This window comes from Streptomyces sp. NPDC096323 (assembly GCF_040302845.1).
Classification (GTDB): domain Bacteria; phylum Actinomycetota; class Actinomycetes; order Streptomycetales; family Streptomycetaceae; genus Streptomyces.
On record NZ_JBEOSI010000007.1, the window covers coordinates 20,190 to 43,340 of the forward strand.

At 70.2% G+C, this 23,151-nt stretch carries 24 protein-coding genes and 2 pseudogenes; 16 read left to right on the forward strand and 10 right to left on the reverse strand.

From position 1 onward, the window contains the following. Positions 1-10 precede the first annotated feature (10 nt). Positions 11-274, reverse strand: a pseudogene (locus ABTX18_RS20010) (DUF4253 domain-containing protein); the annotation flags it as partial. A gap of 62 nt (positions 275-336) precedes the next feature. Here ABTX18_RS20010 and ABTX18_RS20015 point away from each other — a divergent pair. From ABTX18_RS20015 to ABTX18_RS20030, 4 genes are all read left to right on the forward strand, one after another. Then, positions 337-732: an ATP-binding protein gene (locus ABTX18_RS20015; RefSeq protein ID WP_352124045.1), complete on the forward strand. Its 396-nt coding sequence runs from the start codon at positions 337-339 to the stop codon at positions 730-732. Positions 733-862: 130 nt separating this feature from the next. Next, positions 863-1,588 carry a nucleoside/nucleotide kinase family protein gene (locus ABTX18_RS20020; RefSeq protein ID WP_352124046.1) on the forward strand — a complete coding sequence of 242 codons (726 nt, stop codon included), beginning with the start codon at positions 863-865 and terminating at the stop codon, positions 1,586-1,588. A gap of 69 nt (positions 1,589-1,657) precedes the next feature. Further along, positions 1,658-2,191, forward strand: coding sequence for a GNAT family N-acetyltransferase (locus ABTX18_RS20025; protein WP_352124047.1), 534 nt, complete (start codon positions 1,658-1,660; stop codon positions 2,189-2,191). Positions 2,192-2,244: 53 nt separating this feature from the next. Next, positions 2,245-2,652, forward strand: coding sequence for a DUF3224 domain-containing protein (locus ABTX18_RS20030; protein ID WP_352124048.1), 408 nt, complete (start codon positions 2,245-2,247; stop codon positions 2,650-2,652). A gap of 9 nt (positions 2,653-2,661) precedes the next feature. Here the strand turns inward: ABTX18_RS20030 and ABTX18_RS20035 are convergent, their stop codons facing one another. Next, positions 2,662-3,471, reverse strand: a complete 810-nt coding sequence (locus tag ABTX18_RS20035) for a HEAT repeat domain-containing protein (protein ID WP_352124049.1) — start codon at positions 3,469-3,471, stop codon at positions 2,662-2,664. A 54-nt stretch (positions 3,472-3,525) separates the two neighbouring features. On the opposite strand from ABTX18_RS20035, the gene ABTX18_RS20040 reads away from it, so the two are divergent. Beyond that, on the forward strand, positions 3,526-4,131 hold the full coding sequence (locus tag ABTX18_RS20040; RefSeq protein ID WP_352124050.1) for a hypothetical protein: 606 nt from the start codon (positions 3,526-3,528) through the stop codon (positions 4,129-4,131). A 42-nt stretch (positions 4,132-4,173) separates the two neighbouring features. On the opposite strand, the gene ABTX18_RS20045 is transcribed toward ABTX18_RS20040, so the two are convergent. Then, on the reverse strand, positions 4,174-4,368 hold the full coding sequence (locus ABTX18_RS20045) for a hypothetical protein (protein ID WP_352124051.1): 195 nt from the start codon (positions 4,366-4,368) through the stop codon (positions 4,174-4,176). Between the two features lie 94 nt (positions 4,369-4,462). Between ABTX18_RS20045 and ABTX18_RS35840 the strand changes: the two are divergent. Then, positions 4,463-4,573: pseudogene (locus ABTX18_RS35840) on the forward strand (VOC family protein); the annotation flags it as partial. 61 nt (positions 4,574-4,634) lie between these two features. Then, entirely contained in the window at positions 4,635-5,201 is a 567-nt protein-coding gene (locus ABTX18_RS20055) for a Uma2 family endonuclease (protein ID WP_352124052.1), read from the forward strand. A gap of 22 nt (positions 5,202-5,223) precedes the next feature. On the opposite strand, the gene ABTX18_RS20060 is transcribed toward ABTX18_RS20055, so the two are convergent. Further along, positions 5,224-5,802 carry a TetR/AcrR family transcriptional regulator gene (locus ABTX18_RS20060; RefSeq protein WP_352124053.1) on the reverse strand — a complete coding sequence of 193 codons (579 nt, stop codon included), beginning with the start codon at positions 5,800-5,802 and terminating at the stop codon, positions 5,224-5,226. A gap of 91 nt (positions 5,803-5,893) precedes the next feature. On the opposite strand from ABTX18_RS20060, the gene ABTX18_RS20065 reads away from it, so the two are divergent. Further along, positions 5,894-6,340, forward strand: coding sequence for an anthrone oxygenase family protein (locus ABTX18_RS20065; protein ID WP_352124054.1), 447 nt, complete (start codon positions 5,894-5,896; stop codon positions 6,338-6,340). Positions 6,341-6,372: 32 nt separating this feature from the next. Further along, the gene (locus ABTX18_RS20070) at positions 6,373-6,801 is read left to right on the forward strand and encodes a DUF4267 domain-containing protein (RefSeq protein WP_352124055.1); all 429 of its coding nucleotides are present in this window, start codon (positions 6,373-6,375) and stop codon (positions 6,799-6,801) included. A 359-nt stretch (positions 6,802-7,160) separates the two neighbouring features. On the opposite strand, the gene ABTX18_RS20080 is transcribed toward ABTX18_RS20070, so the two are convergent. Both ABTX18_RS20080 and ABTX18_RS20085 read right to left on the reverse strand, forming a co-directional pair. Next, a complete protein-coding gene (locus tag ABTX18_RS20080) occupies positions 7,161-7,934 on the reverse strand; it encodes a DUF4232 domain-containing protein (protein ID WP_352124056.1) in 774 nt (257 codons plus the stop codon). Positions 7,935-8,031: 97 nt separating this feature from the next. Continuing rightward, entirely contained in the window at positions 8,032-8,775 is a 744-nt protein-coding gene (locus ABTX18_RS20085) for a DUF4232 domain-containing protein (protein WP_352124057.1), read from the reverse strand. 417 nt (positions 8,776-9,192) lie between these two features. Between ABTX18_RS20085 and ABTX18_RS20090 the strand changes: the two genes are divergently transcribed. Then, positions 9,193-10,614 (forward strand): helix-turn-helix domain-containing protein, encoded by a 1,422-nt coding sequence (locus ABTX18_RS20090; protein ID WP_352124058.1) that lies wholly within the window; start codon positions 9,193-9,195, stop codon positions 10,612-10,614. Between the two features lie 75 nt (positions 10,615-10,689). Here ABTX18_RS20090 and ABTX18_RS20095 read toward each other — a convergent pair whose 3' ends face one another. Further along, complete coding sequence (locus ABTX18_RS20095; protein WP_352124059.1) at positions 10,690-11,976, reverse strand: choice-of-anchor A family protein; 1,287 nt, start codon at positions 11,974-11,976, stop codon at positions 10,690-10,692. A gap of 200 nt (positions 11,977-12,176) precedes the next feature. Next, positions 12,177-13,664 (reverse strand): hypothetical protein, encoded by a 1,488-nt coding sequence (locus tag ABTX18_RS20100; RefSeq protein ID WP_352124060.1) that lies wholly within the window; start codon positions 13,662-13,664, stop codon positions 12,177-12,179. 360 nt (positions 13,665-14,024) lie between these two features. Here ABTX18_RS20100 and ABTX18_RS20105 point away from each other — a divergent pair, with 360 nt between their 5' ends. Together ABTX18_RS20105 and ABTX18_RS20110 are read left to right on the forward strand one after the other, a co-directional pair. Further along, positions 14,025-14,603 (forward strand): DUF6232 family protein, encoded by a 579-nt coding sequence (locus ABTX18_RS20105; protein ID WP_352124061.1) that lies wholly within the window; start codon positions 14,025-14,027, stop codon positions 14,601-14,603. After that, positions 14,600-14,947 carry a hypothetical protein gene (locus ABTX18_RS20110; RefSeq protein ID WP_352124062.1) on the forward strand — a complete coding sequence of 116 codons (348 nt, stop codon included), beginning with the start codon at positions 14,600-14,602 and terminating at the stop codon, positions 14,945-14,947. The genes ABTX18_RS20105 and ABTX18_RS20110 overlap by 4 nt, the downstream gene beginning before the upstream one ends. Positions 14,948-15,077: 130 nt before the next feature. Here ABTX18_RS20110 and argS read toward each other — a convergent pair whose 3' ends face one another. Continuing rightward, positions 15,078-16,847: an arginine--tRNA ligase gene (gene argS / locus ABTX18_RS20115; protein ID WP_352124444.1), complete on the reverse strand. Its 1,770-nt coding sequence runs from the start codon at positions 16,845-16,847 to the stop codon at positions 15,078-15,080. A gap of 134 nt (positions 16,848-16,981) precedes the next feature. Between argS and lysS the strand changes: the two genes are divergently transcribed. The 4 genes from lysS to ABTX18_RS20135 all read left to right on the forward strand — a co-directional run bounded on the left by lysS (position 16,982) and on the right by ABTX18_RS20135 (position 21,471). After that, complete coding sequence (lysS, locus tag ABTX18_RS20120) at positions 16,982-18,745, forward strand: lysine--tRNA ligase (protein ID WP_352124445.1); 1,764 nt, start codon at positions 16,982-16,984, stop codon at positions 18,743-18,745. A gap of 171 nt (positions 18,746-18,916) precedes the next feature. Beyond that, positions 18,917-20,023, forward strand: coding sequence for a sensor histidine kinase (locus ABTX18_RS20125; RefSeq protein ID WP_352124063.1), 1,107 nt, complete (start codon positions 18,917-18,919; stop codon positions 20,021-20,023). Then, positions 20,007-20,681 carry a response regulator gene (locus tag ABTX18_RS20130; RefSeq protein ID WP_352124064.1) on the forward strand — a complete coding sequence of 225 codons (675 nt, stop codon included), beginning with the start codon at positions 20,007-20,009 and terminating at the stop codon, positions 20,679-20,681. Before ABTX18_RS20125 ends, ABTX18_RS20130 begins: the two co-directional genes overlap by 17 nt. Before the next feature lie 112 nt (positions 20,682-20,793). Further along, the gene (locus ABTX18_RS20135; RefSeq protein WP_352124065.1) at positions 20,794-21,471 is read left to right on the forward strand and encodes a phenylalanine--tRNA ligase beta subunit-related protein; all 678 of its coding nucleotides are present in this window, start codon (positions 20,794-20,796) and stop codon (positions 21,469-21,471) included. 40 nt (positions 21,472-21,511) lie between these two features. On the opposite strand, the gene ABTX18_RS20140 is transcribed toward ABTX18_RS20135, so the two are convergent. Next, positions 21,512-22,948 carry an MFS transporter gene (locus ABTX18_RS20140; protein ID WP_352124066.1) on the reverse strand — a complete coding sequence of 479 codons (1,437 nt, stop codon included), beginning with the start codon at positions 22,946-22,948 and terminating at the stop codon, positions 21,512-21,514. Between the last annotated feature and the right edge of the window lie 203 nt (positions 22,949-23,151).

Consider the following 23,151-nt stretch of genomic DNA (forward strand, 5'->3'; position numbering starts at 1 on the left):
CAGGTGCCTCTCAGTCCCACCAGAACGACCAGGTCTCCCGGCCGAGCAGGGCATCGGCCGCGTACTTCTCCAGACTGTCGAGGGAGGACTGGTGGATGTTGTCCGGGCAGAACGCGAAGTGCTCGGAGGCCAGGGCCAGTGCTTCCGCCTCCGTCGTGGGCGGGCGGGCCACGGAGACGGTCAGGGTGTCGAAGCCGAGCGCCACGACCCGTATGCCGAAGCGGTCCTCCCAGGAGCGGAGGACAGCGCTGAGCCGGGCGACGTCGTTCTCGTACAAGAAAGCTGTACGGGTGAGCACACTGTGACAACACAGTGACCGAGTGTGACGCTCGTCGCATGAACGAGACGATGCAACTCCCGCTGCTGCGTGAGCGGTTCTTCCGGCGCGAGCGCCGGTCGGTGCGGGCGGCCAGGGACTTCGTGCGGGAGGCGCTGGTCGACTGGGGGATCCGGGAGGCGCGGGCGGACGACGTGGTGCTGTGTGTCAGCGAGCTGGCCACGAACGCGCTGGTGCACGGGGTGCCGCCGGGGCGTGGTTACCGGCTGATGGTGTGGCTGCGGGACGCGGGGCTGGTGCGGGTCGAGGTGCACGACAGCGGTGACGGGAAGCCCGGGGTGCGTGAGCCGGACGGGGAGTGGGGGCGGGGACTGGTGATCGTCGACGCGCTGGCGGACCGGTGGGGGGTGGGGGAACGGTCGCCCGGGAAGGTCGTGTGGTGCGAGTTCGGCTGAAGGTGGGTCGGGGAGCGTTTCCTTACGCATCCGCCGCCTTCGCTGCCGCCGTAACTCGACTTCCGCCGGGTGTGCGGGTGCGCGCGCAGCGACCTGCCTGGCTGTTGAACCAGCCGGTAGTTTCATCTCCATGACACCACCGCAGGCGGACGTGCATCACTCGGCTTCGTCCTGGCGGCAGCCCTGCCCTCCGGAAGCCTCCGCCGAGCGCAGCATGCTGGTCGAGAAGATCGCCAAGCGCATCCTGGCTCTCGGTGAGGGCCGTCTGCTCGTGGGGATCGACGGCTTCACCGCTGCCGGGAAGACGAGCTTCGGACATGAACTGGCTGCGTGGATCAGTGCTGCGGGGCGGCCGGTGCTCCGGGCGACTCTCGACGACTTCAAGAATCCGTGGAGGGACCGGCACCTCTACGACCGGGAGTCCGGTGAGGGCTACTACTGCAACGCGTACGACTATGAAGCGGCCAAGCGCCTGCTGCTGGATCCCTGCCGGTCGTCGCGGGCGACGGCGTGTGCTCTGTGCAGCATCGACCCGCTGACCCAGCGAGATCACTCATCCGAAGTGACGCCGCTCGGCCCGGACGCGGTGCTGATCGTGGATGGTGTCTTCGCCTTCCGGCCCGAGATCAATGAGTACTGGGACTTCCGCGTCTGGTTGCAGGTGGATGCGGAACTGTCTGTTGAGCGGGGTGCCGAGCGTGACCAGGACTGGGCCGGAACCGAAGCGGAGTCGATCCACCGCAACAGGTATCTGGTGGCCGAGCGCATCTATCTTGAGGAAGCCGACCCATTGCCGATGATGGATGTGGTCATCGACAACTCGGTGTTCGCACGCCCGCGGGTCGTGACGCTGTGACGTCAGCGTGCTGCCGGCCATGAGGGCGTCCGCATGAAGCGGTAAGACCGGCGGATAGGGTGGCCCGCCATGCGGAACTTCGGGCTGGACGTCCTGGCATGCGCCGATGAGCTCACCGATGCCTACGTCGAGGTCTTCACCGCCCCGCCCTGGGAGCACCAGGACGCCGAGGTGACCCGGGCGGCGTTCAGGGAGCGGCTGGAGGCGGACGCGTACCGACCCGGGTTCCGGGCCGTCCTGGCCATGGCGGAAAACGGTGAGGTGGAAGGCTTTGTCACGGGGTGGACCACCCAGGACCCGTTCCGCACCGATCGTGCCTATGGGAAGGTGACCAGTCGGCTCGGCGCCGACCGGGTGAACGAACTCCTCGTCGGCGCCTTCGAGATCGACGAGCTGGGCGTGCGGCCACGCGCCCGTGGCACAGGGCTGGGGCGCCGGCTGCTGTCCGCCCTCACCGCTGACGCGCCGACCGGCCGGGCGTGGCTGCTGACCTGGAGTCAGGCGCACGACACGCTCGCGTTCTACCGCCGCGTCGGATGGCAGGAGCCCGGACCCGTGCCGGGCGACGAGTCGGACATCGTCGTGTTCCTGTCTCCGGGCTGATTTTGCAGCGCACACACGCGGGATCCCGGCCGTGCGGCCCTACCATCGACGCCATGAAAGCTTCCGGTACCTTCACCGTCACCTCGTTCGTCCCGTCCGAACTGAAGCCCGTCCCCGAGGTCGAGACGCGTCTCCCGATGGGTGTCGCGACCATCGTCAAGAGCTTCGAGGGCGAGGTCACGGGGCGTTCGACGACCCTGTTCACGGCCGCCTTCGATCAGGCCGCCGGGGTGGGTACGTACGTTGCCATGGAGGCCTTCGAGGGTGCGCTCGGCGGGCGGGAGGGCACGTTCAACTTCGTGCACTCTGCCGCTACGAGCGGCGACGACCGGGCGAACGAGTTCTTCGCGATCGTGCCGTCGAGTGGGACCGGCGCCCTGGCCGGGATCCGCGGGGGTGGCGGGCTGGCCGTCGACGAGGACGGCACGCACCGGATCTGGTTCGACTTCGACTGCCAGTAGGGGCGGTGGTCAGGCCGGGTTCAGCCGGTCGGTGGAGTCGACTGCTTCGCGTACCTCCTCGTCCGGGTCCTCGGCCAGGCGTTGGAGCAAGGCGTCGACTCCGGGGGTACGCCAGTGGGCCACGGCCTCGACCAGGGCCACGCGTACGCCGGCGTCTGGGTGATCGGCGAGGTGGATGAGTTGAGCGAGTGGTCCGCGTCGGCGGAAGCCGAACCAGTGCAGGGTCGCGCGTAGTTCTGCCGCATCTCCGGGGTCGCCCGCTGCGGCGATCCGGGCGAGCAGGACGGGGGTGGCGGGCGCCGGGCCGTCGAGCGGGTGCGGGCGGCGGCGGCGCAGGCGTTGCGCGCCGTACTCGCCGCGCACCCGGCAGCCGTAACAGGTGCACGGGGCCTTGCCGTTGGAGTCGGGGAAGTAGCGCCAGCCGGTGACCTGGCGGACCGCGCGTACGCGGTGGATCTCGGCTCGGGTGGCGGCCCGGGGGAGGAAGACCTCCCAGCCGCGCGGGTCCTCCAGCGCGGCGACCCTGTGCACGGCGTCGCTCGCCGTGGTGGTGAGGGCGGTCCGGCCCGGGCGGTTGCTGTAGTGGCCGACGGTCACCGGCTCGTCGTCGGGCAGGCGGAGGTGGACGGCGACGAGGCCGCGCGGGCCGCCGTGGCGGGCGAGTTCGCGCAGCCACTGGTGGGTGAGGGTGTAGGACGGCAGGACCGGGAAGCAGAAGAGGCCCTTTGCGCCGTCGCGGTTGTGGCCGGCGGCCCGTATCCCGGACTTGCGGATGCGTGCCGCGTTCGCGGCGGGTGTCAGGTGCACGAACATGGCCATGGGTGAGATCGTAGGGGCGGGCGCGTTGTCAGAGGCCGTGGATAGCCTGCGGGCATGAGCAACGCGATATGGGATGCCCTGGCAGCGACTCCTCTCCCGGAGGTGCAGCGCCGCGCGGCGATCATGGACGACCTCATCGATGTGGCGCCCGTGACGGTGAGCGGCGCACGTCGCCTGGCGTGGAACGACGGCGGTGGTCAGTCCGCGGTCTGGTACTTCGCGGATGACGGCCGCGTGCTGTTGCTGACGTTCGACCACGAGTCGGACCTGAATCTGTACGCCGAGGAGGACTTCGCCCTCCAGGAGTCCTTCTACAAGGGCGTGCCCGAAGCCCTCGTCGGCCTGGTCCGCGACCGTCCCGAGAACTACGAGTCGCTGAACCTCACGGACCCCGCCACGGGCCGGACGATTCACTATGCGGGCGGTGTCTTCTGGCACGACGGCACACGCTGGCACGTGTCCGACGGCCTGGCGGAGCACTGCCGCCGCGAGGACGCGGACCTCTTCGGCGAGTCCGGCTTCGACTACTGCCTGGGCGGCTACCGCTTCGGCCAGGACTTCACTCCGGAGATGGTTGTGGCGAACCTGTACGAGGGTGAGGACGAGCAGCAGGAAGCGGCGCTGCCCGGCGTCCGCGAGGTCTTCAGCCGGCACGGGTAGGGCGTGCCCGGTCGATTCCGTCGGCCGGCGGCGGCAGGTTTGTCAGTAGTCCATTGCCGTCGCTACGTACAGGCCCGCCCCGACCGCAACGGCGCAGAGCGCGACGAAGACGATCAGCGCGCAGGTCAGTGCGCCTGCTGTGCCGGCGATTGCCGCCCAGTCGACCCGCGTTGCGCCTTTGGCCCGTTGCAACGCTTCGTCGTACCCATCGTCGTCGTACCAGCCGCGATCGGTCATGGCCACCTCCCGGCCGGACTCTATAGCTCGGCCGGTTGGGCCTGATCGCCCGGACCGTTTCGGGTCTGTCAGATCTGCCTGGGATGCTCAGGCAATGGGGATGACCGTGCAGCTGACGATCGACTGCTCCGATCCGCAGCGGATGGTGGCCTTCTGGGCCGAGGCGCTGGGCTGTGTGCCTGAGCCGCCACCGGGCGGGCACGCTGGGACAGTACGCTGAGCTCAGCGGGATCGGGCCCGCCCGCATGGTGTCCGGGAGGTGCGTCATGACTGCCGAGATGGCAGCCCCTGCGTGGATGCATGAGCAGATCACGGCGGAGCAGTACGACTCCTGGTCCGAGGAGCAGTGTGCGGGGATCGAGATCGTGGACGGGATGGTTGTAGTGAGTCCCAGCGCGTCCAAGCGCCACAACCGGCTCGCTCGGATCCTGGCGAATTCCTTGGACGAGGCTGCGGGGCCCGACTGGAACGCCGATACCGACTTCGATGTCCGTCTCCAGGACGTCCCGCTCACGAACCGGCGCCCGGATGTCGTGGTGTACCGCGCGGACACCATCGACATCACGCCCACCCGTCCCGAGCACGTGCTGCTGGTCGTGGAGGTCGTCTCACCGGGGTCGGAGACCACCGACCGGATCGTGAAGACGGACCAGTACGCCAAGTCCGGTATCGCCTTCTACTGGAGGGTCGAACAGGCGGCGACCGGCGTTCCCCTCGTGTACACCTATGTTCTCGACCCTGCTACCAGGGCCTACCGGGACGGGGACGTGTTCACCGGGGTCATCAAGGCCGCCGCGCCCTTCGCGGTGGAGGTCGACCTCAGCAGGATCTGAGTTCCTGCGCCCTCTTGCGCCGTCAGGTCACGGGGAGCCGGTCCACCAGGAGTTCCAGCCTCGCTTCGGCGTCCTCCGGGAGCAGGCGTCGGGTTCGGGTGAGGGTGGCCAGGCCGTGCAGGGAGGACCAGAAAACCTCGGTGAACAGGCCCGGGGCGATGCCGTCCCCGGCGACCTCGCCCAGGGTTTCCAGGAGCGCGGCGAAGGCGTCCTTCAGGGGTTCAGGGGTGTCCTCCTGTGCGTACGCGAGGCCGCCGTCGAGCTGGAACAGGGCGTCGTAGACCGCCGGGTTGCGTTCGGCGTAGTCCAGGTAGGCGCGGGCCAGGACGTGGACCCGGGGGCGTGGGCCGTTCGCGGCGGCGGTCGCTGCCCGTACCGCCACGGCCAGCTCGGTGGCGCCCTGGAGGGCGACGGCGCCGATGATCTCGCGTTTGCCGCGGAAGTGGCTGTAGAGAACGGGCTGGCTGTATTCGATGCGCTCGGCCAGCCGGCGGGTGGTGACCGCGTCCCAGCCCTGCTGCTCGGCGAGCTCGCGGGCGGTCGCCACGATGAGGCGCTCGCGCTCCGCCCGTTCACGTTCCTTGCGTTCCTGTACCGACATGACTCGATTCTAGCACCGCTAGACAAAGGAGCGGCAGTAGGTCTAGCGTTGCATCATCGGCTAGCGGCACTAGATTTCGAGAGGGATCGTCATGCTCAACGCACTTGAGGTCATCACCACCGTCGTCGTCGGAGTGATGGTGGGGGTGGAGTTCGCCGTCGCCTTCGTCATGAACCGGATCTTCAATGCCCTCCCGGAGGACAGCGGCCAGCTCGCCCGCGCTCATGGGGGCCGCATGCTCGGGGCCCTGATGCCGTTCTGGTACATCGGCTCGATGATTCTCGCCGCGATCTGGGCCGTCGCCCGATGGGGCGAGCACGGCGCCGGCCTCGTCGTCACCGGCGGCGTGCTGCTGGCCGTCAGCGTGATCATGTCGATCCTGCTGCTCGTCCCGATCAACAACCGGGGCAAGACCTGGACCCCCGAGAACCGGCCCGCCGACTGGAAGGAGCAGATGAACCGCTGGGACCGCTACCACTACGTCCGCGTCGCCGTCATCATCGCCGCCTTCGCCTTCCTCGTCGCCGCCCTCGTCTGACCGCACGACGACATCCCGCAAGGAGAAGAAGCATGTCTCTGAAGAAGATCAACACCGTGGTGGCCGCTGCCTTCGTCCTCTTCATCCTCTGGTTCGGTACGGAGTTCATCGTGAGCCCTCAGGCGGCGGCGCAGGGCTTCGGCTTACCGAGCGTGCCGGCCGGCGACGGGGGCGGCTTCCTGGTGATCAAGGGAATACGTGACGTCGTCCTGGCCCTGGTCCTGGGCATCCTGCTGGTGACCGGCCACCGTCGGGCGCTGGGCTGGGCGCTGCTGGTGGAGGCTGTCGCCGCGTACGGCGACATGACCACCGTGCTGGTCCACCACGGCTCGGTGGCCATCGCGTTCGCCGTCCACTGCCTGACCGCGACACTGATGGCCGCCAACGGCCTGCTGGTGTTGCGCGAGACCCGCGAGGCCGCGACCGCCGCCCCCGCGACACCCACCCCGCAGCCTGCCTGACCACCGGCCCGAGGCGGTCCGGGCCCCGGCCGGGCCACCTCGGCACGTGCATGCGGAAGGCCTGGGGCGCACGGCTTCCCTCTCCAGGCCCAGCACATCGTGTGCCCAGGCAGCCTGATAGGCGATCTCGGCATCCCCGGGATACCGGTCGACCAGCTCCACCAGTTGTTCCCGGGCCTGCCCGGCCTGGCCCTGTTCCCGCAACTGAACCGCTCGCTCCAGCGCTGCGGCCCTCTCGTGATCACCGCTCATGTGCCCTACGGTTCCACACCGCGTCCGACGGGCAAGGCCGCCTCGACGCCACGGCCGAACCGGCCCTTCCGCACGAGGCGGAGGGGCCGGTTCGGCCGTGGTGTGGCTCAGAAGGTGAGGGCGTCGGCCATGTCGGTCTGCCAGTAGGTGACGTAGCCGTTGTCGTCCCAGTACGTCTTCGCCGGGAGCGTCAGCTCGGCCGGGGCGCCGGTGGAGCCCGCCGCGTTCCTGCCGGAGAAGTTCACCTGGAGGTGGGCGGCCTTGCGCGGGGCGGGGCCGGCGCCGGGCTCGCCCGTCAGGCCGATGGCGGCGTACGCGGACCGGCCCGGGTCCAGCGTCACGACTGCCTGCGGCAGGCTGCTCTCCAGGATCGGGAAGACGGCCTGCGCGTCGTCGAAGCGGAGCTTGGGCGCGTAGTACGCGTAGCAGGGGCGGTCACCCGTGTTCGTCACGGTCAGCAGCAGGTGGTTGATGGGGTGGTTCACCTTGCTCACGACCGTCTTGGTGTTCCCGCCGGTGCAGGTGGCGGGCGTGCGGTTCGGGGTGCTGGGGGTCCGGGGCGAGGAGGTGGTGGTCTTCTTCGGCTCACTCTGGGCGGGGGGCACGACGCGCTTGGGCGTGCCGCCGGTGGTGGTGGTGGGGGCGTCGGTGCTGGTGCCGCTGGTGGTGTCCGCGTCGGTGACGGCCTTCTTCGGCGTGGCGGCCGGGGGCGGGGACTGCTTGGCGGCGGAGTGCGCTGCCGGGGCGGCCGCACCCGCCTTGGCGCTGTCGGTTCCGGTGTCGCTGCCGCACGCGGTGAGCGAGAGCGCGGCCAGGAGGGCGCCGGTGGCGAGGACGGTGGTGCGGATGCGGATGCGGTTGCGGTTGCGGTTGCTGCTCATGGTGATGCTCCCCGTGAAGTGATGTGAGGTCGTGTGAGGTGGAGCGGCTTTGCGTTGCGGGTGGTGGCCGTTTCCCCCCGGCCGTTCCCCCGGGCGCTCAGTACTGGAGCGCGTCGTCCATGCTCGTCTGCCAGTACGTGACGCTGAGGCTGCTGTCCACGTACACGCTCTTGGCGAGCGGCACCGAGACCGCCGAGCCGGTGGAGCCGCCGGCGCGGGACTGGAAGCTGACGCTGAGGTCCTTGGTGTCGTATCCGTTCGTGCCGCTGCCGTCGGCGGCCGACGTCAGGACGCCGGTGTAGACGGACTCGCCCGGGTTGATGGTCGCCACCGCCTGCGGCTTGCTGTCCTGGAAGGTGTTCGGGACGGCCTGCGCCTCACCGAAGCGCAGGTAGGGGTAGGCGTAGGCGTTGCACGCCTTCGAGCCGGTGTTGGTCATCGTGAGCAGCATGTGGTTGGCCGGCCGCGCCACCGACGACATCGTCAGCTTGGTGTTCGCACCGGTGCAGGCCAGGGTGACGACACCGCCGTCGTCCTGCGGCTTGTCGGCGGACGCGCCGTCGTCGGAGCCCGAACCGGAGGAGCCGCCGGTGCCGTTGTCCGGGGCGGCGGTGTCCTTGCCCTGGCCGGTGGAGGGGGCCGCCGTTTCCTTGGCCTTGTCGCCGGAGGCGCCGGAGGTCGCCGCCGGGGTCGTGGCGGAGGAGCCGGGCGAAGCGGAAGCGAGGGCGTCGTACGGCGCGGGGTTGTCCTCCTGGCAGGCCGTCAGTGACACGGAGGCGATCAGGGCGATGGCTCCGAGAGCGGAGGTACGGGCGGCGCGGCGGATGCGGAGGTTACGCATGAGTGGTCTTTTCCCATCAGAAGGTGTCGCCGGATGTGGGGCGCCGCTTTGGCGCACCGGGGACGGACGGTTGTACTGGACAATGACGTGTGGTCAGAGGTTCCACAGGAGTGTGATGACGGTCGTGACCGAGGCGATCAGGACTCCTGCGGCCACTGCATCGGTGAGGCTGAGTTGAGGACGAGTACGCACGGCGGCTCCCGGGAACGGGCACGTTGGTGGGTGTACGAGTCGCGCTGCTTGCCCTTGCCGGGGTGCTGCTGCGGTGTGTTCCACCATCGTGTCCGGTGCTCGGAGCCGGTGGCAACGATCACCGGCCGGTACGGGACGCTGGAACGGAAAAATGGCCCCTGACCTGCGAAGACATCACCTGCCTGGGACGCCGTTCCGGGAGGGTAGGAGAGGGGAACGGTCAGGGTGGGCACGGAGATCCAGGACTTCGCCGCATTGCTCAGGGGGCTGAAGCAGCGCTCCGGGCTGAGCTACGGAGCGCTGGCCCAGAAGCTGCACATGAGCACCTCCACGATTCACCGGTACTGCAACGGGGAGGCGGTTCCGCACGACTACGCGCCGGTCGAACGCTTCGCGCGGGTGTGCCGTGCGACGTCGGACGAGCTGGTCGCGCTGCACCGGCAGTGGATCCTGGCCGACGAGGCCAAGCGGCGGGGGGCGTTGAGAGGGGCGGAGGCCGCCGGCCCGGTCGAGCCGGTGACGGTGACGGTGACGGCGGCGGAGGCGGTGACGGACGAGCTCGCGGTCACGCCGTCGGCGGAGCCGGTGGGCGCGGCGTCGGAACCGGAACCGGAATCAGAGGCGGCCAACGACCCGGCGGCCGAGGACGTGACGCCCGATGCACGGCCCCCGGGTGCCGCGCCCACCACCCGCCGGATGTCCGGCAAGCGGCTGCGGGTCCTGCTCGCGGCCGTCGCGGTCGTCGCGCTCACCGTGCCCACCGCGTTGGCCATCAGCCACTACTCGGGCGACCGCGCCCACGAGGAGGGGATGGACACACCCCGCAGCAGCGCACCGGTCACCCCGAGCCGGAGCGGCAGCGCGTCCCCGTCGCCGAGTCCTTCCAAGCCCTCGCCGTCCGCGACCAGTGGTTCCGCGACACCTTCTGCCACGGCCACGAAGTCCACCGTTCCCCAGGGACCGGGCGGGAAGAAGGAGGAGAAGGGCAGCGGGTTCCAGGGGGTTCCTGTGACCTCCACCATCAGTTCGTACAACTGGGACTGGCCGTGCGGGCAGTACTACCTGCTGGACCGGGACCCCCAGGGCATGCCGCCGGTGCCCGACGTCCAGGACAGGGCCCGGCGCAACTGGTCGGCGCAGTTGGGCGGGGTGGACGCGGGGAAGATGCTGATCGAGCTCACGATGCAGGGCGCTTCGCAGCAGGCCGTCGTCCTGACCGGGCTCCACGTCCGGGTGGTGAAGCAGGCGCCGGCCAACGACTGGCCCGCGTACTCGATGGGCGAGGGCTGCGGGGGCGGCATCGCGCCGCAGACGTTCGACATCGACCTGGACGCCGGCGCGCCCGTGTCGCGGCCGGTCGCCGGTGAGGACGGCGGCCGCGTCGTAGCGGCGAAGAACTTCCCGTACCAGGTGAGCTCCACCGACGTGGAGGTGTTCCACCTCAACGCGCACACCGAGGACCACGACGTGACCTGGTACCTGGAGCTGGACTGGTCCAGCGGGGGCCGGAAGGGGACGTTGCGCATCGACGACAACGGCAGGCCGTTCCGTACGGCGGCCATGGGGAACCGCCCCGTGTACAGCTACCAGCGCGATACGGCCAAGTGGGAGGACATCTCCGACTCGCTGGAGGGGCAGGGCGGCTGAGGGGGACCGGTTCTGCGGTCCGGTGGTCGTGAGGGGGTGGCGCCCGTGGCGCGCCACCCCCTCAGCGCGTGGTGATCAGGCGCGCTTGCGGCGGCGTGCCATCACGACCAGGCCGGCGCCCGCGGCGAGTACCGCCGCGCCGCCGATGACGATCGGGATCGTGCCGCTGCTGCCGGTCGAGGCCAGGTCGCCCTCGCCGCCACCGGTGGCGCCCGGTGCGGTGCTGCCCGACGGGGACGCGGTGGCGCCGGGCGTGGCGGACCCCGACGGGCTGTCGGACGGGGTGGCGCTCGGGGACGGCGAGCTCACGGGGGCCGACGAGGTGCCCGTCGCCGGCGGCGTCGTGGCCGGGGTGCTGCTGCTCGGGGTCGTACCGGGCGACGGGGTCTGGCCGCCGGGGGTCTCGGGGAGGCAGCCGGTGAACGGGAAGTGGTGCGTCTCGGCCCCGCCCGAGCCGTGCAGGGAGGCCACCCACACCGAACCGTTGACCGGCGCGCCGTTGCCGAGGTCCAGGTGCGCCCCGGGGGCGAGCACGCTGCCGGGCCAGGCGGCCTGGCTGTTCTTGGAGATCTTGTCGGCATCGGGGAAGTTCCAGAGGAGCTTGGCCCTGACCTTGCCGTCGGACGTGCTCTGCCGCTTGTCGTCCAGGACGAAGTCCTGACCGCCGGAGAGGAAGAAGCTGGTGGTGCCGGCGCTCGCCATGTCGTAGTCCTGGCCGCTGACGTTGACGATCGTCGTCGCCCCGGCCGGGACCTTGATGAAGACCTCCTTGGCCTTCTCCAGCTCGTCGGCCGGAACCGCGAAGACGTTACGGTCGCTGTCGCCGCTCTCCAGCGTCAGCCGGTCTCCTTCGAGCCGGACCTGGGCGCCGGTGGTCGCGGACTCCTTGGCCAGCGCCGCGGAGTAGGACCGGAGCTTGGCGAACTCCGCGTCGAAGTCGATGAGATCGGCCTGCTGGGCGAAGGTGCCGTGGTGCAGGTCGACGGCGCGGCCCGTCACCGTGCCGCCCACCACCGCGTTGCCCTTCATCACGACGGTGTCCGAGCCGCCGTTGACCAGGTCGCCCCGGACGACGAGCGCCGCCCGGCCGGGCAGGGCGTCGACCTCGGCGGCCGACAGCTCGTTGCCGACGCTGAAGCCGCCCCGGAAGTCGGCGTTGCCGCCGACGGCCACGGCGCCCTCGGCGTCGGGGGAGTGGACGTCGTCGCCGAGGACGAACTCGCCGTACTTACCGGCGATTCCGAAGGCGTCGGTGGTGCAGTCCGCCGCGGCGGGAGCGGCCTGGGCGGCAGGGGCGACGGTGAGCCCGAGCACCAGGGCGCCGCCGAGCGCCGCGAGGGCAGCAGTGGTGGGTATACGCATGTTGCGTGGTTCTCCTGGGGGGCGGTTACGAGGGTTCTGAAGAACCTATGGCGACTCCGGTCATGATTTTCTACGAAGGGAAATTGGTCAAGTCCAATGATGGGTGCGCCTGGTGGGCCCCGTACGGAACGGGGCGCGCGGTGCTCCGCGGTGCTCGGGGGTCCTGATGCCGAGCAGCGCCATGCCCCGGTGACGCTCGGTCAGGGCGAACTGTCGTCGGCGCCCTGGTGCACGATCTCGCCCCACGCCATCATCGTGTCGACGACCGCCATGTTGTGGCTCAGGCCGGAGCCGTCCGTCACCACGGTGCCCGAGCTGTCGTCGCCGGACCAGCTGCAGGCCACGTGCGCGCCGGCTTCCTCGTCGCCCGTCGCGTACGAGACGCAGTGCACCGGGGCCCCGGTGGGGCCGTCCCAGGTGGCGTCGACGACCGAGCCGGCACCGGCCAGCGTCTGTTCGTAGGCGTTCAACGCGGTGCGGGAGTCACCTGTCGTGCCGAAGACCTGCGTGGTGAGCAGACTGCCGTCGGCCATCGGCACCTCCGGGTTTCCGTAGACGTACGAGAACGAGCCGCCGCCGGGTGGCAGCCACACCGAGGCCAGTCGTGAGTCGAGGCCGGCCACGGCCGGCCGGGCGGAGAGCAGCGGCTTGCCGAGGAAGGTGTCCGGCGCCGATGTCGTGGAGCGCGGGGGCTCGGTGTGCGTGCGGGGCACGAGCAGCGGCGGAGAGACCACCGCGAAGACCGCCAGGGTGAGAGCCGTCCCGAGCACGGCGAAATCGCGGGCGCCGGGGGCGGGCGGTGGCGGCAGCATGCTGTACGCCGGGTCGCTGTCGGCCGGAGCCGGAGGCGGCAGCAGTCGGGCGAGGCCGCGCGTGCGGGCCCGGCTCTCCAGGGCCGTGAGCATGCGGTTCGGGATGATCGTGAGCAGGGCGGCGGCCGCCGCCCACACGGGCAGGGGCGAGGCGGGCCCGGGGATCAGGGCCACGGCCCCCAGCGCCAACGCGACGAGCACGCTCAGGAGCGGGGCCCGTACCTGCCCCAGGAGCAGTCGGCGGCCCGGGCGGCCGAGGGCGGTCAGGGTCTCGGCGCGGATGATCCGGCGCAGGTCGTAGGGGTAACGCCGGGCATCCTCCTCGGCCTGGCGGGCGGCTTCGGTGAGGCTCGGGGAGTTGGCCAGGGCCGTACGGACGTCATGGCGTTGCGCGTGCGCAGCGGATCGCGGAATCGGGGTGGCGAGGGAGGGCCGGCCGCCGCCCGTTGCCGCCCCGTCCAGGCCTATGCCCCTGCCGATCCGGTCGACTTCGCGCGCTTGCGGCGATCCGGGTGCCAGTGCGCGGACCCGGGCCGCGAGGACGGGGCCCCGGGCGTGGCGGCCGGGGCGGTCCAGCGCGTCGGATTCCAGGCAGAGTGCGGCGTACGCGGCCAGCAGGTCCAGGTGGTCGGGGAAGGCTTCCAGGCCGCGGCGGTAGGCGCGCTCGGCCTCGTCGTCGTGGTCGTCCTCGTTCTCGACGGCGTGGGCCCGGCCGAGCAGGAGGAAGAGCGCCGGATCGGGGCCGTACCGCTCCAGCGCGGCGGTCGCCTGCGCGCGGGCCTCGGCGAGTCTCCCGCCGCTGAGGGCGGCCAGTACCGCCGCGGTCGCGTCGGCCGCTTCGGCTTCCGTGGCCGTGGCTTCCGCTTCGGTCCCCACCGTCGCCCTTTCGGGCGACGTGTCGTGTCCGCTGCACTGCATGGAGATCCCCACCCCTGATGACGCGGCCGACGTGGAATCGGCCGCGTCACTATCGCCCGCCGGCCGAAGACCGGTCAACGGAGATCGGGTGACGATTTCGTAGTTCGGGCGCGTGCGCGTACGCGGGATCTTCCGTTTGTACGGGTCCTGGTGTGGAGGGTGGGGCAGGCGGTGATTGCGCCAACTCCTGGGCGGTAACGCGTCGGTGAGTCGATTTCCACTTGCGTTGAAGGTAGGTGCGACGCTTAATGGGCCCTTCGCGGCGAGCGGATCATTCGAGGGGGAGTCATGGAGCCACCGGCCATACCACCGCGACCTATGGGCGCGCCGACGCCGCCTCTGGTGCGCGCGGTCGACCTCAGGGTCAGTAAGCGGCTGCTGTGGGTCGGGCCGGCCGCGTATCCGCTGGAGAACATCGCCCGCGTGTTCACGTTCGTGCTGCGTCCGCGTCGCAAGGAGGCGATCATGCTCTTCAGTAAGCGCGTGGCGTTGACCCTCGCGCTGGCGGTGGGCCTGACCGTTCTCATCCTGCTGGTGGACGGAGTGGCGTCCCTCGGCCGGGGCGAGAGCAGCGGTGGCCCGTTCATCACCCTCGCGTGGCTCGGGACGGTGGGTGCGTTGATCTTCTACCTGGTGGAGCTGATGCAGGTCCTGTCGGCGCGCTCGCACTTCGTGCTGGCCGTGGAGACGTCAGGGCCGTCGACGGCGATGGTGACCAGCCACGACCCGAACCATCTGATGGAACTCGTCGGTCGTATCGCGTATGCGATCGACCATCCGGAAGCCGAGTTCACCGTGCGGGTGGAGGGCATCAGCGCGAGTCCCCAGATCTATCACTTCGGGGACAACGTCAACATGTACGGCGGATCCGGGAATGTGGGGATAGCGAATTCATGAGCGGCGACAACGTGAACATGTACGGCGGCACGGGGAACTCGGGCATCCAGAACAACCACTTCGCGTCCGCGGGCGCCGCACCCGCCTCTGCGGAGCTGCAGGAGGCGGTGCGGGAACTGCTGGGGCTGATCGGGGAGCTGCGGGGTCAGCTCCCGCCCGCCAGCGCCCGGGTCCTCGACGACAACCTGCCCGCCCTCACCGGCGAGCCCGACGCGCCGCGGGCACCCGAGGAGAGGCATCGCGCGCTGCTGGCGGTCGCCGGTATCGCGGCCACGGTGTCGACGGTCGGGGAGCCGGTTGTCGAGGCGGTCAGAAAGGTGCTCGGACTCCTGGGCGCCGTCTGAGCCGCACCCGGGGCGGCCGCCCGGGCTTCGGCCGCTCCGAGTGGCCCGACCCGTGAAACGTACGCGGTGGGGCCCGGCCCACACCGATGTACCGGTGTGAGCCGGGCCCCCGAACGTCGGACCGCGTGGCTCAGAGGCGCTCGGGGGTCCTGATGCCGAGCAGCGCCATGCCCCGGTGCAGGGTGCGGGCGGTGAGCTCGACGAGGAAGAGGCGGTTCTCGACGACCTCGGCAGGGTTCTCGTCGCTCAGGACCTGGCACTGGTCGTAGAACGTGGTGAGGTGCGAGGCGAGCTGGTAGAGGTACGCGGCCAGCTTGTGCGGCTCGTAGCCCGCCGCCACCTCGGACAGCACCTCGCCGAACTGGTCCAGGTGCAGGCCCAGCGCCCGCTCGGCCGGGGCCAGTTCCAGCTCCGGATGCGCGGCCGGCTTCGCGTCGCCCGCCTTGCGCAGGATGGACCGGATCCGGGCGTACGCGTACTGGAGATACACGGACGTGTCGCCGTGCAGCGACACCATCTGGTCCAGGTCGAACTTGTAGTCCCGTACGGCGGAGGTCGACAGGTCCGCGTACTTCACGGCGCCGACGCCGACGTACCGGCCGTTCTCGACGATCTCCTCCTCGGACAGGCCGACCTTCTCGGCCTTCTCCCGGACCACGGCCGTCGCACGCTCGACCGCCTCGTCCAGCAGGTCCTCCAGCCGGACGGTGACACCCTCACGGGTCTTGAACGGCTTGCCGTCCTTGCCGAGCACCGTGCCGAAGGCGAGCTGGTGCGCCTTGACGTCCTCGTTCAGCCAGCCGGCCCGCCGGGCCGTCTCGAAGACCATCTTGAAGTGCAGGGACTGCCGCGCGTCCACCACGTACAGCAGGGTGTCCGCCTTGAGGTTCTGCACCCGGTCGCGGATCGCGGAGAGGTCGGTCGCCGCGTAGCCGTAGCCGCCGTTCGTCTTCTTGACGATCAGCGGGGTCGGGTTGCCGTCCGGGCCCTTCACGTCGTCGAAGAAGACGCAGAGCGCACCCTCGGAGCGGACGGCGACACCCGTCTCCTCCAGGATCCGGCAGGTCTCCTCCAGCATGTCGTTGTAGCCGGACTCGCCGACGATGTCGGGGTCGCTGATCTCCATGTCGAGCTTGTCGAAGACGGAGTAGAAGTAGATCTTCGACTCGTCGACGAACCGCTGCCACATGGCGAGCGTCTCCGGGTCACCGGCCTGGAGCGCGACCACCCGGTCCCGCGAGCGGGCCTTGAACTCCTCGTCGGAGTCGAAGAGAACCCTCGACGCCTTGTAGAGCCGGTTCAGGGACGACATGGCGGCTTCGCCCTCGGCCTGGCCGCCCTCGTGGTTCAGCTCGCCCGGGTGCTCGGTCAGATACTGGATGAGCATGCCGAACTGGGTGCCCCAGTCGCCGATGTGGTGCCGCCGGACGACGGACTCGCCGGTGAACTCCAGGATCTGCGCCATCGCGTCGCCGATCACGGCGGACCGCAGGTGGCCGACGTGCATCTCCTTGGCCACGTTCGGCTGGGCGTAGTCGATGACGGTGGTGCCGGCGGCGGTGTTCACCGGCACGCCGAGCCGGTCGCCGTCGGCGGCCCGGGCGGCGAGGGTCTCGATGATCGACTTGTCGGAGAGCGTGATGTTGAGGAAGCCGGGGCCGGAGACCTCGATGTCCTTGATCAGGTCCGTCGCCGGGAGGGCGCCGGTGACCTGGGCGGCCAGCTCGCGCGGGTTGCCCTTGAGCTTCTTGGCGAGGGCCAGGATGCCGTTGGCCTGGAAGTCGGCCCGGTCGCTTCGGCGCAGCAGCGGGTCCGCGGTACCGGCATCCGGCAGGGCTGCCGTCAGGGCGTCCGCCAGCTGCTGCTGGAGCGTGGAAGCGAGGGAATTGACCGAGGCCATCAGCTGGCTGCCGTTTCCGTAGGGGTACAAGGGATGACCCCAAGTATCCCACGGGCTGTAAAGCCGTTTTCGCGCTGTGGGCGGTACCTGGGAGAATGGTCGGTGCCCCTATGAGTCCTACAAGAGAGAAGGACGTGCCGACCGTGGCTCAGAGTCAGAGCAGCACCGAGACCGACTGGGTCTCCCGCTTCGCGGACGAGGTCATCGCCGAATCGGAGCGTCGTGCGCCTGGCAAACCGGTCGTCGTCGCGTCCGGCCTCTCCCCGTCGGGCCCGATCCACCTGGGCAACCTGCGCGAGGTCATGACCCCGCACCTGGTCGCCGACGAGATCCGCCGCCGCGGGTACACCGTCCGGCACCTGATCTCGTGGGACGACTACGACCGCTACCGCAAGGTGCCGAACGGTGTCGAGGGCGTGGACGCGTCCTGGGCGGATCACATCGGCAAGCCGCTGACCTCGGTGCCCGCCCCGGCCGGTTCCTCGTATCCGAACTGGGCCGAGCACTTCAAGGCAGCCATGACGGCGGCCCTGGACGAGCTGGGTGTCGAGTACGACGGGATCAGCCAGACGGAGCAGTACCTGGCGGGGACGTACCGCGAGCAGATCCTGCACGCGATGCGGCACCGCGCGGACATCGACGCCGTGCTCGACCGCTACCGGACCAAGAAGGACCCGGCGGCCGGCGGCAAGGGCGGCAAGAAGCCGCAGCAGCAGAAGAAGGCCGACGAGGCCGAGCTGGAGGCCGAGGCGGGCTCCGGTGCGGCGAGCGAGGACGACGGCAGCGGCGGTTCGGCCGGCTACTTCCCGTACAAGCCCTACTGCGGCAACTGCGAGAAGGACCTGACGACGGTCACGTCGTACGACGACGACAGCACCGAGCTGAACTACACCTGCACGGTCTGCGGCTTCGCCGAGACGGTGCGGCTGAAGGAGTTCAACCGCGGCAAGCTCGTCTGGAAGGTCGACTGGCCGATGCGCTGGGCGTACGAGGGCGTGATCTTCGAGCCGAGCGGGGTGGACCACTCCTCGCCCGGGTCGTCGTTCGTCGTCGGCGGCCAGATCGTCCGCGAGATCTTCGACGGGGTCCAGCCGATCGGACCGATGTACGCGTTCGTCGGCATCTCCGGCATGGCGAAGATGTCCTCCTCCAAGGGCGGCGTGCCGACCCCGGCCGACGCGCTGGAGATCATGGAGGCGCCGCTGCTGCGCTGGCTGTACGCCCGCCGCAGGCCCAACCAGTCCTTCAAGATCGCCTTCGACCAGGAGATCCAGCGGCTGTACGACGAGTGGGACTCGCTGGGCCGCAAGGTCGCCGACGGTTCGGTGCTGCCGGCGGACGCCGCCGCGTACGCCCGGGCGATCGGCACGGCCGCCGGTGAGCTGCCGAGCACGCCGCGGCCGCTGCCGTACCGGACGCTCGCCTCGGTCGCCGACATCACGGCCGGGGCCGAGGACCAGACGTTGCGCATCCTCAGCGAGCTGGACCCCTCGAACCCGCTGACCTCGCTGGACGAGGCCAGGCCGCGGCTCGACCGGGCCGAGAACTGGATCACCACCCAGGTCCCGGCCGAGGCCCGCACCGTCGTGCGCGACGAGCCGGACAAGGAACTGCTCGGCTCGCTGGACGAGCAGGGGCGCGAGTCGCTGCGGCTGCTCCTGGAAGGGCTGGACTCGCACTGGTCGCTGGACGGGCTGACCACGCTCGTCTACGGCGTGCCGAAGGTGCTGGAGGGGCTGGAGGCCGATGCCAAGCCGACGCCCGAGCTGAAGGCGGCGCAGCGGTCGTTCTTCGCGCTGCTGTACCGGCTGCTGGTCGGCCGGGACACCGGTCCGCGGCTGCCCACGCTGCTGCTGGCCGTGGGGGCGGACCGGGTGCGCAGGCTGCTGGGCGCGTAAGGATTCAGGGCGAAGGGCCGTCATCCGGTGATCCGGGTGGTGGCCCTTCGTGTTGCCGGACGGGGGTCGCCTCCTCCGGAGGTGAGGTACCGGACGGAGTCACGTTGACAGTCCGTAACCGTACGATGATGATCCGAGAGTCGTTTTCTGGTGAGGGTGGGGGCTCTTCTGATGCATCCGGGTTTTATCGAATCCGACACGGCCGAACAACTTCTGGGACGGACCGAGGAATTACTGTCCGACTACCGGGACCGGCTCGAAAAGATCAAAAGCCCCCTGGTCGCCACCGAAGAGATCTGGCACACCTGCGACCTGCAGGCCGAGCGGATCATCAGGGACTGCGCGGAGAGCCTGCGGCACGGCCGGGCCGACGTACGCGACCGGCTGATCCAGCAGGTCGAGGGCCTGGGGGTGGAGCGGGCGACTCAGGGCATCGACGCCGTGCACTCCATCCGTGCCGGAATGATCCTCTTCGACATCGTCTTCGACGCGCTCGGCCGGGCGATGGTGGACGCGCCCGCGGAGTTCGACGGCTTCCAGGCCGGTGTGCGTACGTTGCAGCGGGGGATCGGCAGACGGCTGGAGGCCGGCGCGATCGGCCACGACACCTATCTGCTGAACACCGTGCGGGAGGTCAACGCCGCGAGCCAGCGGCAGTTGGCCCGCGAGATCCACGACCACCTCGGCAACCACGTCAGCCTCGCCCTGCGCCGTATGGAACTGCACGAACTGACCTGGGAATCCAGACCCGACGACGTCGCCGCCCGGATCGGCGCCGTCAAGGACACCCTCACCGAGTCCCTCGGCATCATCCGCGACCTGGTCACCCAGTTGCGCCGCGCCGACCGCGAAGGCACGTTGGAATCGGCGTTCACCGCGTTCCTGGAGTCGATGGAGATCACTCCCTCCAAGGTGCGGATCCAGGTCAACGGCAGTGAGGAATGGGCCCCGCAGGACGTGCTCGACGAGGTGTTCCTCGTGGTGCGGGAGTGCCTGCGCAATTCCCTGGCCCACGCGGACGCCGAGCACGTGCTCGCGGCGGTGGACATCGCACCGTACAAACTGCAGGCGCTGATCGAGGACGACGGACACGGCTTCGACGTCTCCGCGGTCACCATGGCCGGCCGGGCGAACGGAATCGCGTCGGTCACCGAACGGGTCGAACTCCTCGGCGGCACCATCCTGTTCACCAGCGCGCCCGACGACGGCGGCACCCGGGTCACCTTCACGATCCCCCTGATGGACCTCCCAGGTGATTCCGTTGAACGCGCGACCTGAACCGATCCGCATCCTCGCTGCCGACGACCACACGCTGCTGCGCACCGCGCTGGCCGAACTGCTCGACGCGGAGGACGACCTGCAGGTCGTGGCCCAGGCGAGCAGCGGGCGGGGACTCGCCGAGCTGGTGGAACGGCACCAGCCGCATGTGGTGCTGCTCGACGTGGAGATGCCCGAACACCATCCCCGGGCTGCGGTACGCGGGCTGCTGGAGCGTTTTCCCGGCCTGCGCATCATCATCCTCACCATGTACGACGACCAGCCGCTCGTCCGTGAACTGCTGCGGCTGGGCGCCCGGGGCTACCTGCACAAGAGCGTCTCGCGGGCGGCGCTGCTGAGCGCCGTCCGCAACGCCGCGCGGGAGGACGACCAGATCACCATCCTGGTGCCGCGCTCGGGGTGCACGGCCGGCGGCGACCGGTCGCGCGAGCAGGAAGCCGGTCCGGTGTCGCCGCGCGAGCGCGAGGTGCTGACGTGTGTCGCCGAGGCCATGAGCAACCGGCAGATCGCGGGCAGGCTCGGCATCACCGAAGGCACCGTCAAGCGCCATCTGCGCAACATCTTCGACAAGTTGGACGCGGTGTCACGCATCGACGCGGTGAACAAGGCGCTGGCGCAGGAGCTGATCGCCGCCCCGCGGGGCCGCTCGGTGCGCTGAGGGCCTGCTGCCGGGTGGCGGACCGGTGACGCGCACGACACCGAACGCGTCCTCACCGCCGAGGACATGGACCCGCACACGCTGGACACTTCACCTTCTCCGGAGGAACCCGATGACCACCGCCCAGGGCACTCCCACCTTCCGCAAGGTCGCCGTGACACCCGAGGCCCGCGCCCTCGTGCCCGGCGTCCAGGTCCTGACCCTGGAGGCGCAGATCCCCACCGCCGGCCCCGCGCCCGCCGACGCGGTCTGGGCCGAGGCGCACGCCCGGTGGACCGGGGCGAGCCGCGCCGAGGTGCGCGCGGCCCCGAACGTCGCCGCCTACCGGGAGCTGAGCCGCCTGCTCGGCAGCCACCCCGACAAGCGGCCGCCCTCCATCCAGGCGCTGATCGACCGGGGACTGCGGGCCAAGCCGCTCGGCGCCTGGCCGAAGATCAACCCGGCCGTCGACGCGGTCAACGCGGTGGCGGTACGCGACCTCGTCGCGCTCGGCCTGTTCGACCGCGACATGCTGGACGGCCAGGTGACGCTCCGACTGACCGACGGCACCGAGGAGTTCACCGCACTGGGCGCCGACGGGCCGGTGACCCTGGAGGCGGGCGTGCTGGTGCTCGCCGACGAGAAGCGCGTGCTGTCGCAGTTCGCCCACCGGGACGGCGTGCACCAGGCGGTGTCCGCGGAGACCCGCCGGGTGCTGCTGCTGGCCTGTGCGGTGCCCGGCGTCGACGAGGACACCTGCCGGGACGCGCTGCTGGCGGCGGCCGGGCTGCTCGGCGAGGGAGCGCGGTAGCGGTCCCCAGGAGGGTCTCTCTGTCGGCCGGTCTGAACACTCAGCCGGCCGGCACCGGCACCGGGCTCTCCCCGGCCACCGCGTCGCCGGCCCGCTCCGCTCCGCGCCGGATGAACAGACCGCTCACCGCGCCGAGCATCACCACGGCCACACCGATCCACAGGGCGGCCTGCAGGCCGTCGGTGAACGCCGCCGCCGGGTCGCCCGAGGTGTTGTCGGCGAACTGCCGGCTGAACACCGTGGTCAGCGCCGCCACACCGAGCGCACCGCCGAACTCACGACTGGTGTTGTTGGCGCCGGACGCCTTGTTCTGCTCGTTCTCCGGCACCGCCGAGATCACCGTGGCGGGGTTCCCCGCGAAGACCAGCCCCATGCCGATACCCGCCAGCGCCAGCGCCGGCACCATCGCGCCGTACCCGACGTCCGGCGTGACGACCAGCGCGATCCAGCCCAGCCCCACCCCCTGCAGCGCACAGCCCGCCGCCTGCAGCACCCCGCCGCCGATCCGGTCCACGAACTGACTGGCCACCGGCACCACGAACATCGGCGCCAGCGTCCACGGAATCGTGCGCAGCCCCGCCTCGAACGGCGAGTAGCCCATGGGACCCTGCAGGAACTGCGTGAGGAAGAAGATCGACCCGAAGACACCGAAGTACATCGTGATCGACACCACGTTGCTCAGCACGAACGCCGGCGCCCGGTACATGTGGGCGGGGATGAGCGGGTGCCCGCTGTTGCGCTCGGAGACGATGAACCCGATCGCCAGGACCACCGTCAGCGACAGCCCGGCCAGCGTGACGGGGTCGGTCCAGCCGTGGTCGGCCGCCGACACGATGCCCCAGACCGCCGAGACGACCGAAGCGGTCACCAGCACCATGCTCGGGACGTTCAGGCTCCGCTCCTTGCCGCGGCTCTCACCGACCGCCCACAGGGCGAGCGGCAGCGCGATCACACCGACCGGCACATTGATCCAGAAGATCCAGCTCCACTCGATCTTCTCGGTCACCAGACCACCCGCGAGCGGACCGGCCGCGATGCCGAGGCCGTTGACGCCGCCCCACACCCCGACGGCCAGGTTCCGCTGCGCACGGGAGACCGCGCCGACGGCCAGGGTCAGCGACACCGGAAGGATCGCCGCGGCGCCCGCGCCCTGGGCCACCCGGGCAATGACGAGCGTCACCACCGAACCGGCCATCGCACACGCCACGGACGACGCCGTGAACAGGGCGATCCCGCCGAGGAACACCCGCCGCCTGCCGAACCGGTCACCCAGCGCCGCGCCCGCCAGCAGCAGACCGGCGAAGGCCAGCACATAGCCGTTCATCACCCACTGCAGCTCCGACTGCCTGACGTCGAAGTCCTTGCTGATCTGCGCCAGCGCGTTCGTGACGACGAGATTGTCCAGCGAGACCATGAACATGGGCAGGGACGTGGCGGCCAACGCCCAGAGAACGCCTCGGCCCTTGGTTGTCGTCATCGGAGATTCCCCTTGTTGGCCGGTGAATTCGAACATGCCCTGACAATGCCGGAGGCGCGTTCACCGCGGCACACCATCGAATCTAGGACGGCCGGCGCACGACGTGTAGAGCACCTAGGACGTACCGGGACTGTCTCCTTCGAGACATTGCGGTTCGCGAGGGGAGCGGGAACACGCACACGGCTGAGGGCCGTCACCCGGGG

What these genes read in the sequence shown, in the direction of transcription:
- ABTX18_RS20015 (WP_352124045.1), top strand. Translation starts at nt 337, where the DNA reads ATGAACGAGACGATGCAACTCCCGCTGCTGCGTGAGCGGTTCTTCCGG.
- ABTX18_RS20020 (WP_352124046.1), top strand. Translation starts at nt 863, where the DNA reads ATGACACCACCGCAGGCGGACGTGCATCACTCGGCTTCGTCCTGGCGG.
- ABTX18_RS20025 (WP_352124047.1), top strand. Translation starts at nt 1,658, where the DNA reads ATGCGGAACTTCGGGCTGGACGTCCTGGCATGCGCCGATGAGCTCACC.
- ABTX18_RS20030 (WP_352124048.1), top strand. Translation starts at nt 2,245, where the DNA reads ATGAAAGCTTCCGGTACCTTCACCGTCACCTCGTTCGTCCCGTCCGAA.
- ABTX18_RS20035 (WP_352124049.1), bottom strand. Translation starts at nt 3,471, where the DNA reads ATGGCCATGTTCGTGCACCTGACACCCGCCGCGAACGCGGCACGCATC.
- ABTX18_RS20040 (WP_352124050.1), top strand. Translation starts at nt 3,526, where the DNA reads ATGAGCAACGCGATATGGGATGCCCTGGCAGCGACTCCTCTCCCGGAG.
- ABTX18_RS20045 (WP_352124051.1), bottom strand. Translation starts at nt 4,368, where the DNA reads ATGACCGATCGCGGCTGGTACGACGACGATGGGTACGACGAAGCGTTG.
- ABTX18_RS20055 (WP_352124052.1), top strand. Translation starts at nt 4,635, where the DNA reads ATGACTGCCGAGATGGCAGCCCCTGCGTGGATGCATGAGCAGATCACG.
- ABTX18_RS20060 (WP_352124053.1), bottom strand. Translation starts at nt 5,802, where the DNA reads ATGTCGGTACAGGAACGCAAGGAACGTGAACGGGCGGAGCGCGAGCGC.
- ABTX18_RS20065 (WP_352124054.1), top strand. Translation starts at nt 5,894, where the DNA reads ATGCTCAACGCACTTGAGGTCATCACCACCGTCGTCGTCGGAGTGATG.
- ABTX18_RS20070 (WP_352124055.1), top strand. Translation starts at nt 6,373, where the DNA reads ATGTCTCTGAAGAAGATCAACACCGTGGTGGCCGCTGCCTTCGTCCTC.
- ABTX18_RS20080 (WP_352124056.1), bottom strand. Translation starts at nt 7,934, where the DNA reads ATGAGCAGCAACCGCAACCGCAACCGCATCCGCATCCGCACCACCGTC.
- ABTX18_RS20085 (WP_352124057.1), bottom strand. Translation starts at nt 8,775, where the DNA reads ATGCGTAACCTCCGCATCCGCCGCGCCGCCCGTACCTCCGCTCTCGGA.
- ABTX18_RS20095 (WP_352124059.1), bottom strand. Translation starts at nt 11,976, where the DNA reads ATGCGTATACCCACCACTGCTGCCCTCGCGGCGCTCGGCGGCGCCCTG.
- ABTX18_RS20105 (WP_352124061.1), top strand. Translation starts at nt 14,025, where the DNA reads ATGGGCGCGCCGACGCCGCCTCTGGTGCGCGCGGTCGACCTCAGGGTC.
- ABTX18_RS20110 (WP_352124062.1), top strand. Translation starts at nt 14,600, where the DNA reads ATGAGCGGCGACAACGTGAACATGTACGGCGGCACGGGGAACTCGGGC.
- argS (WP_352124444.1), bottom strand. Translation starts at nt 16,847, where the DNA reads ATGGCCTCGGTCAATTCCCTCGCTTCCACGCTCCAGCAGCAGCTGGCG.
- ABTX18_RS20125 (WP_352124063.1), top strand. Translation starts at nt 18,917, where the DNA reads ATGCATCCGGGTTTTATCGAATCCGACACGGCCGAACAACTTCTGGGA.
- ABTX18_RS20135 (WP_352124065.1), top strand. Translation starts at nt 20,794, where the DNA reads ATGACCACCGCCCAGGGCACTCCCACCTTCCGCAAGGTCGCCGTGACA.
- ABTX18_RS20140 (WP_352124066.1), bottom strand. Translation starts at nt 22,948, where the DNA reads ATGACGACAACCAAGGGCCGAGGCGTTCTCTGGGCGTTGGCCGCCACG.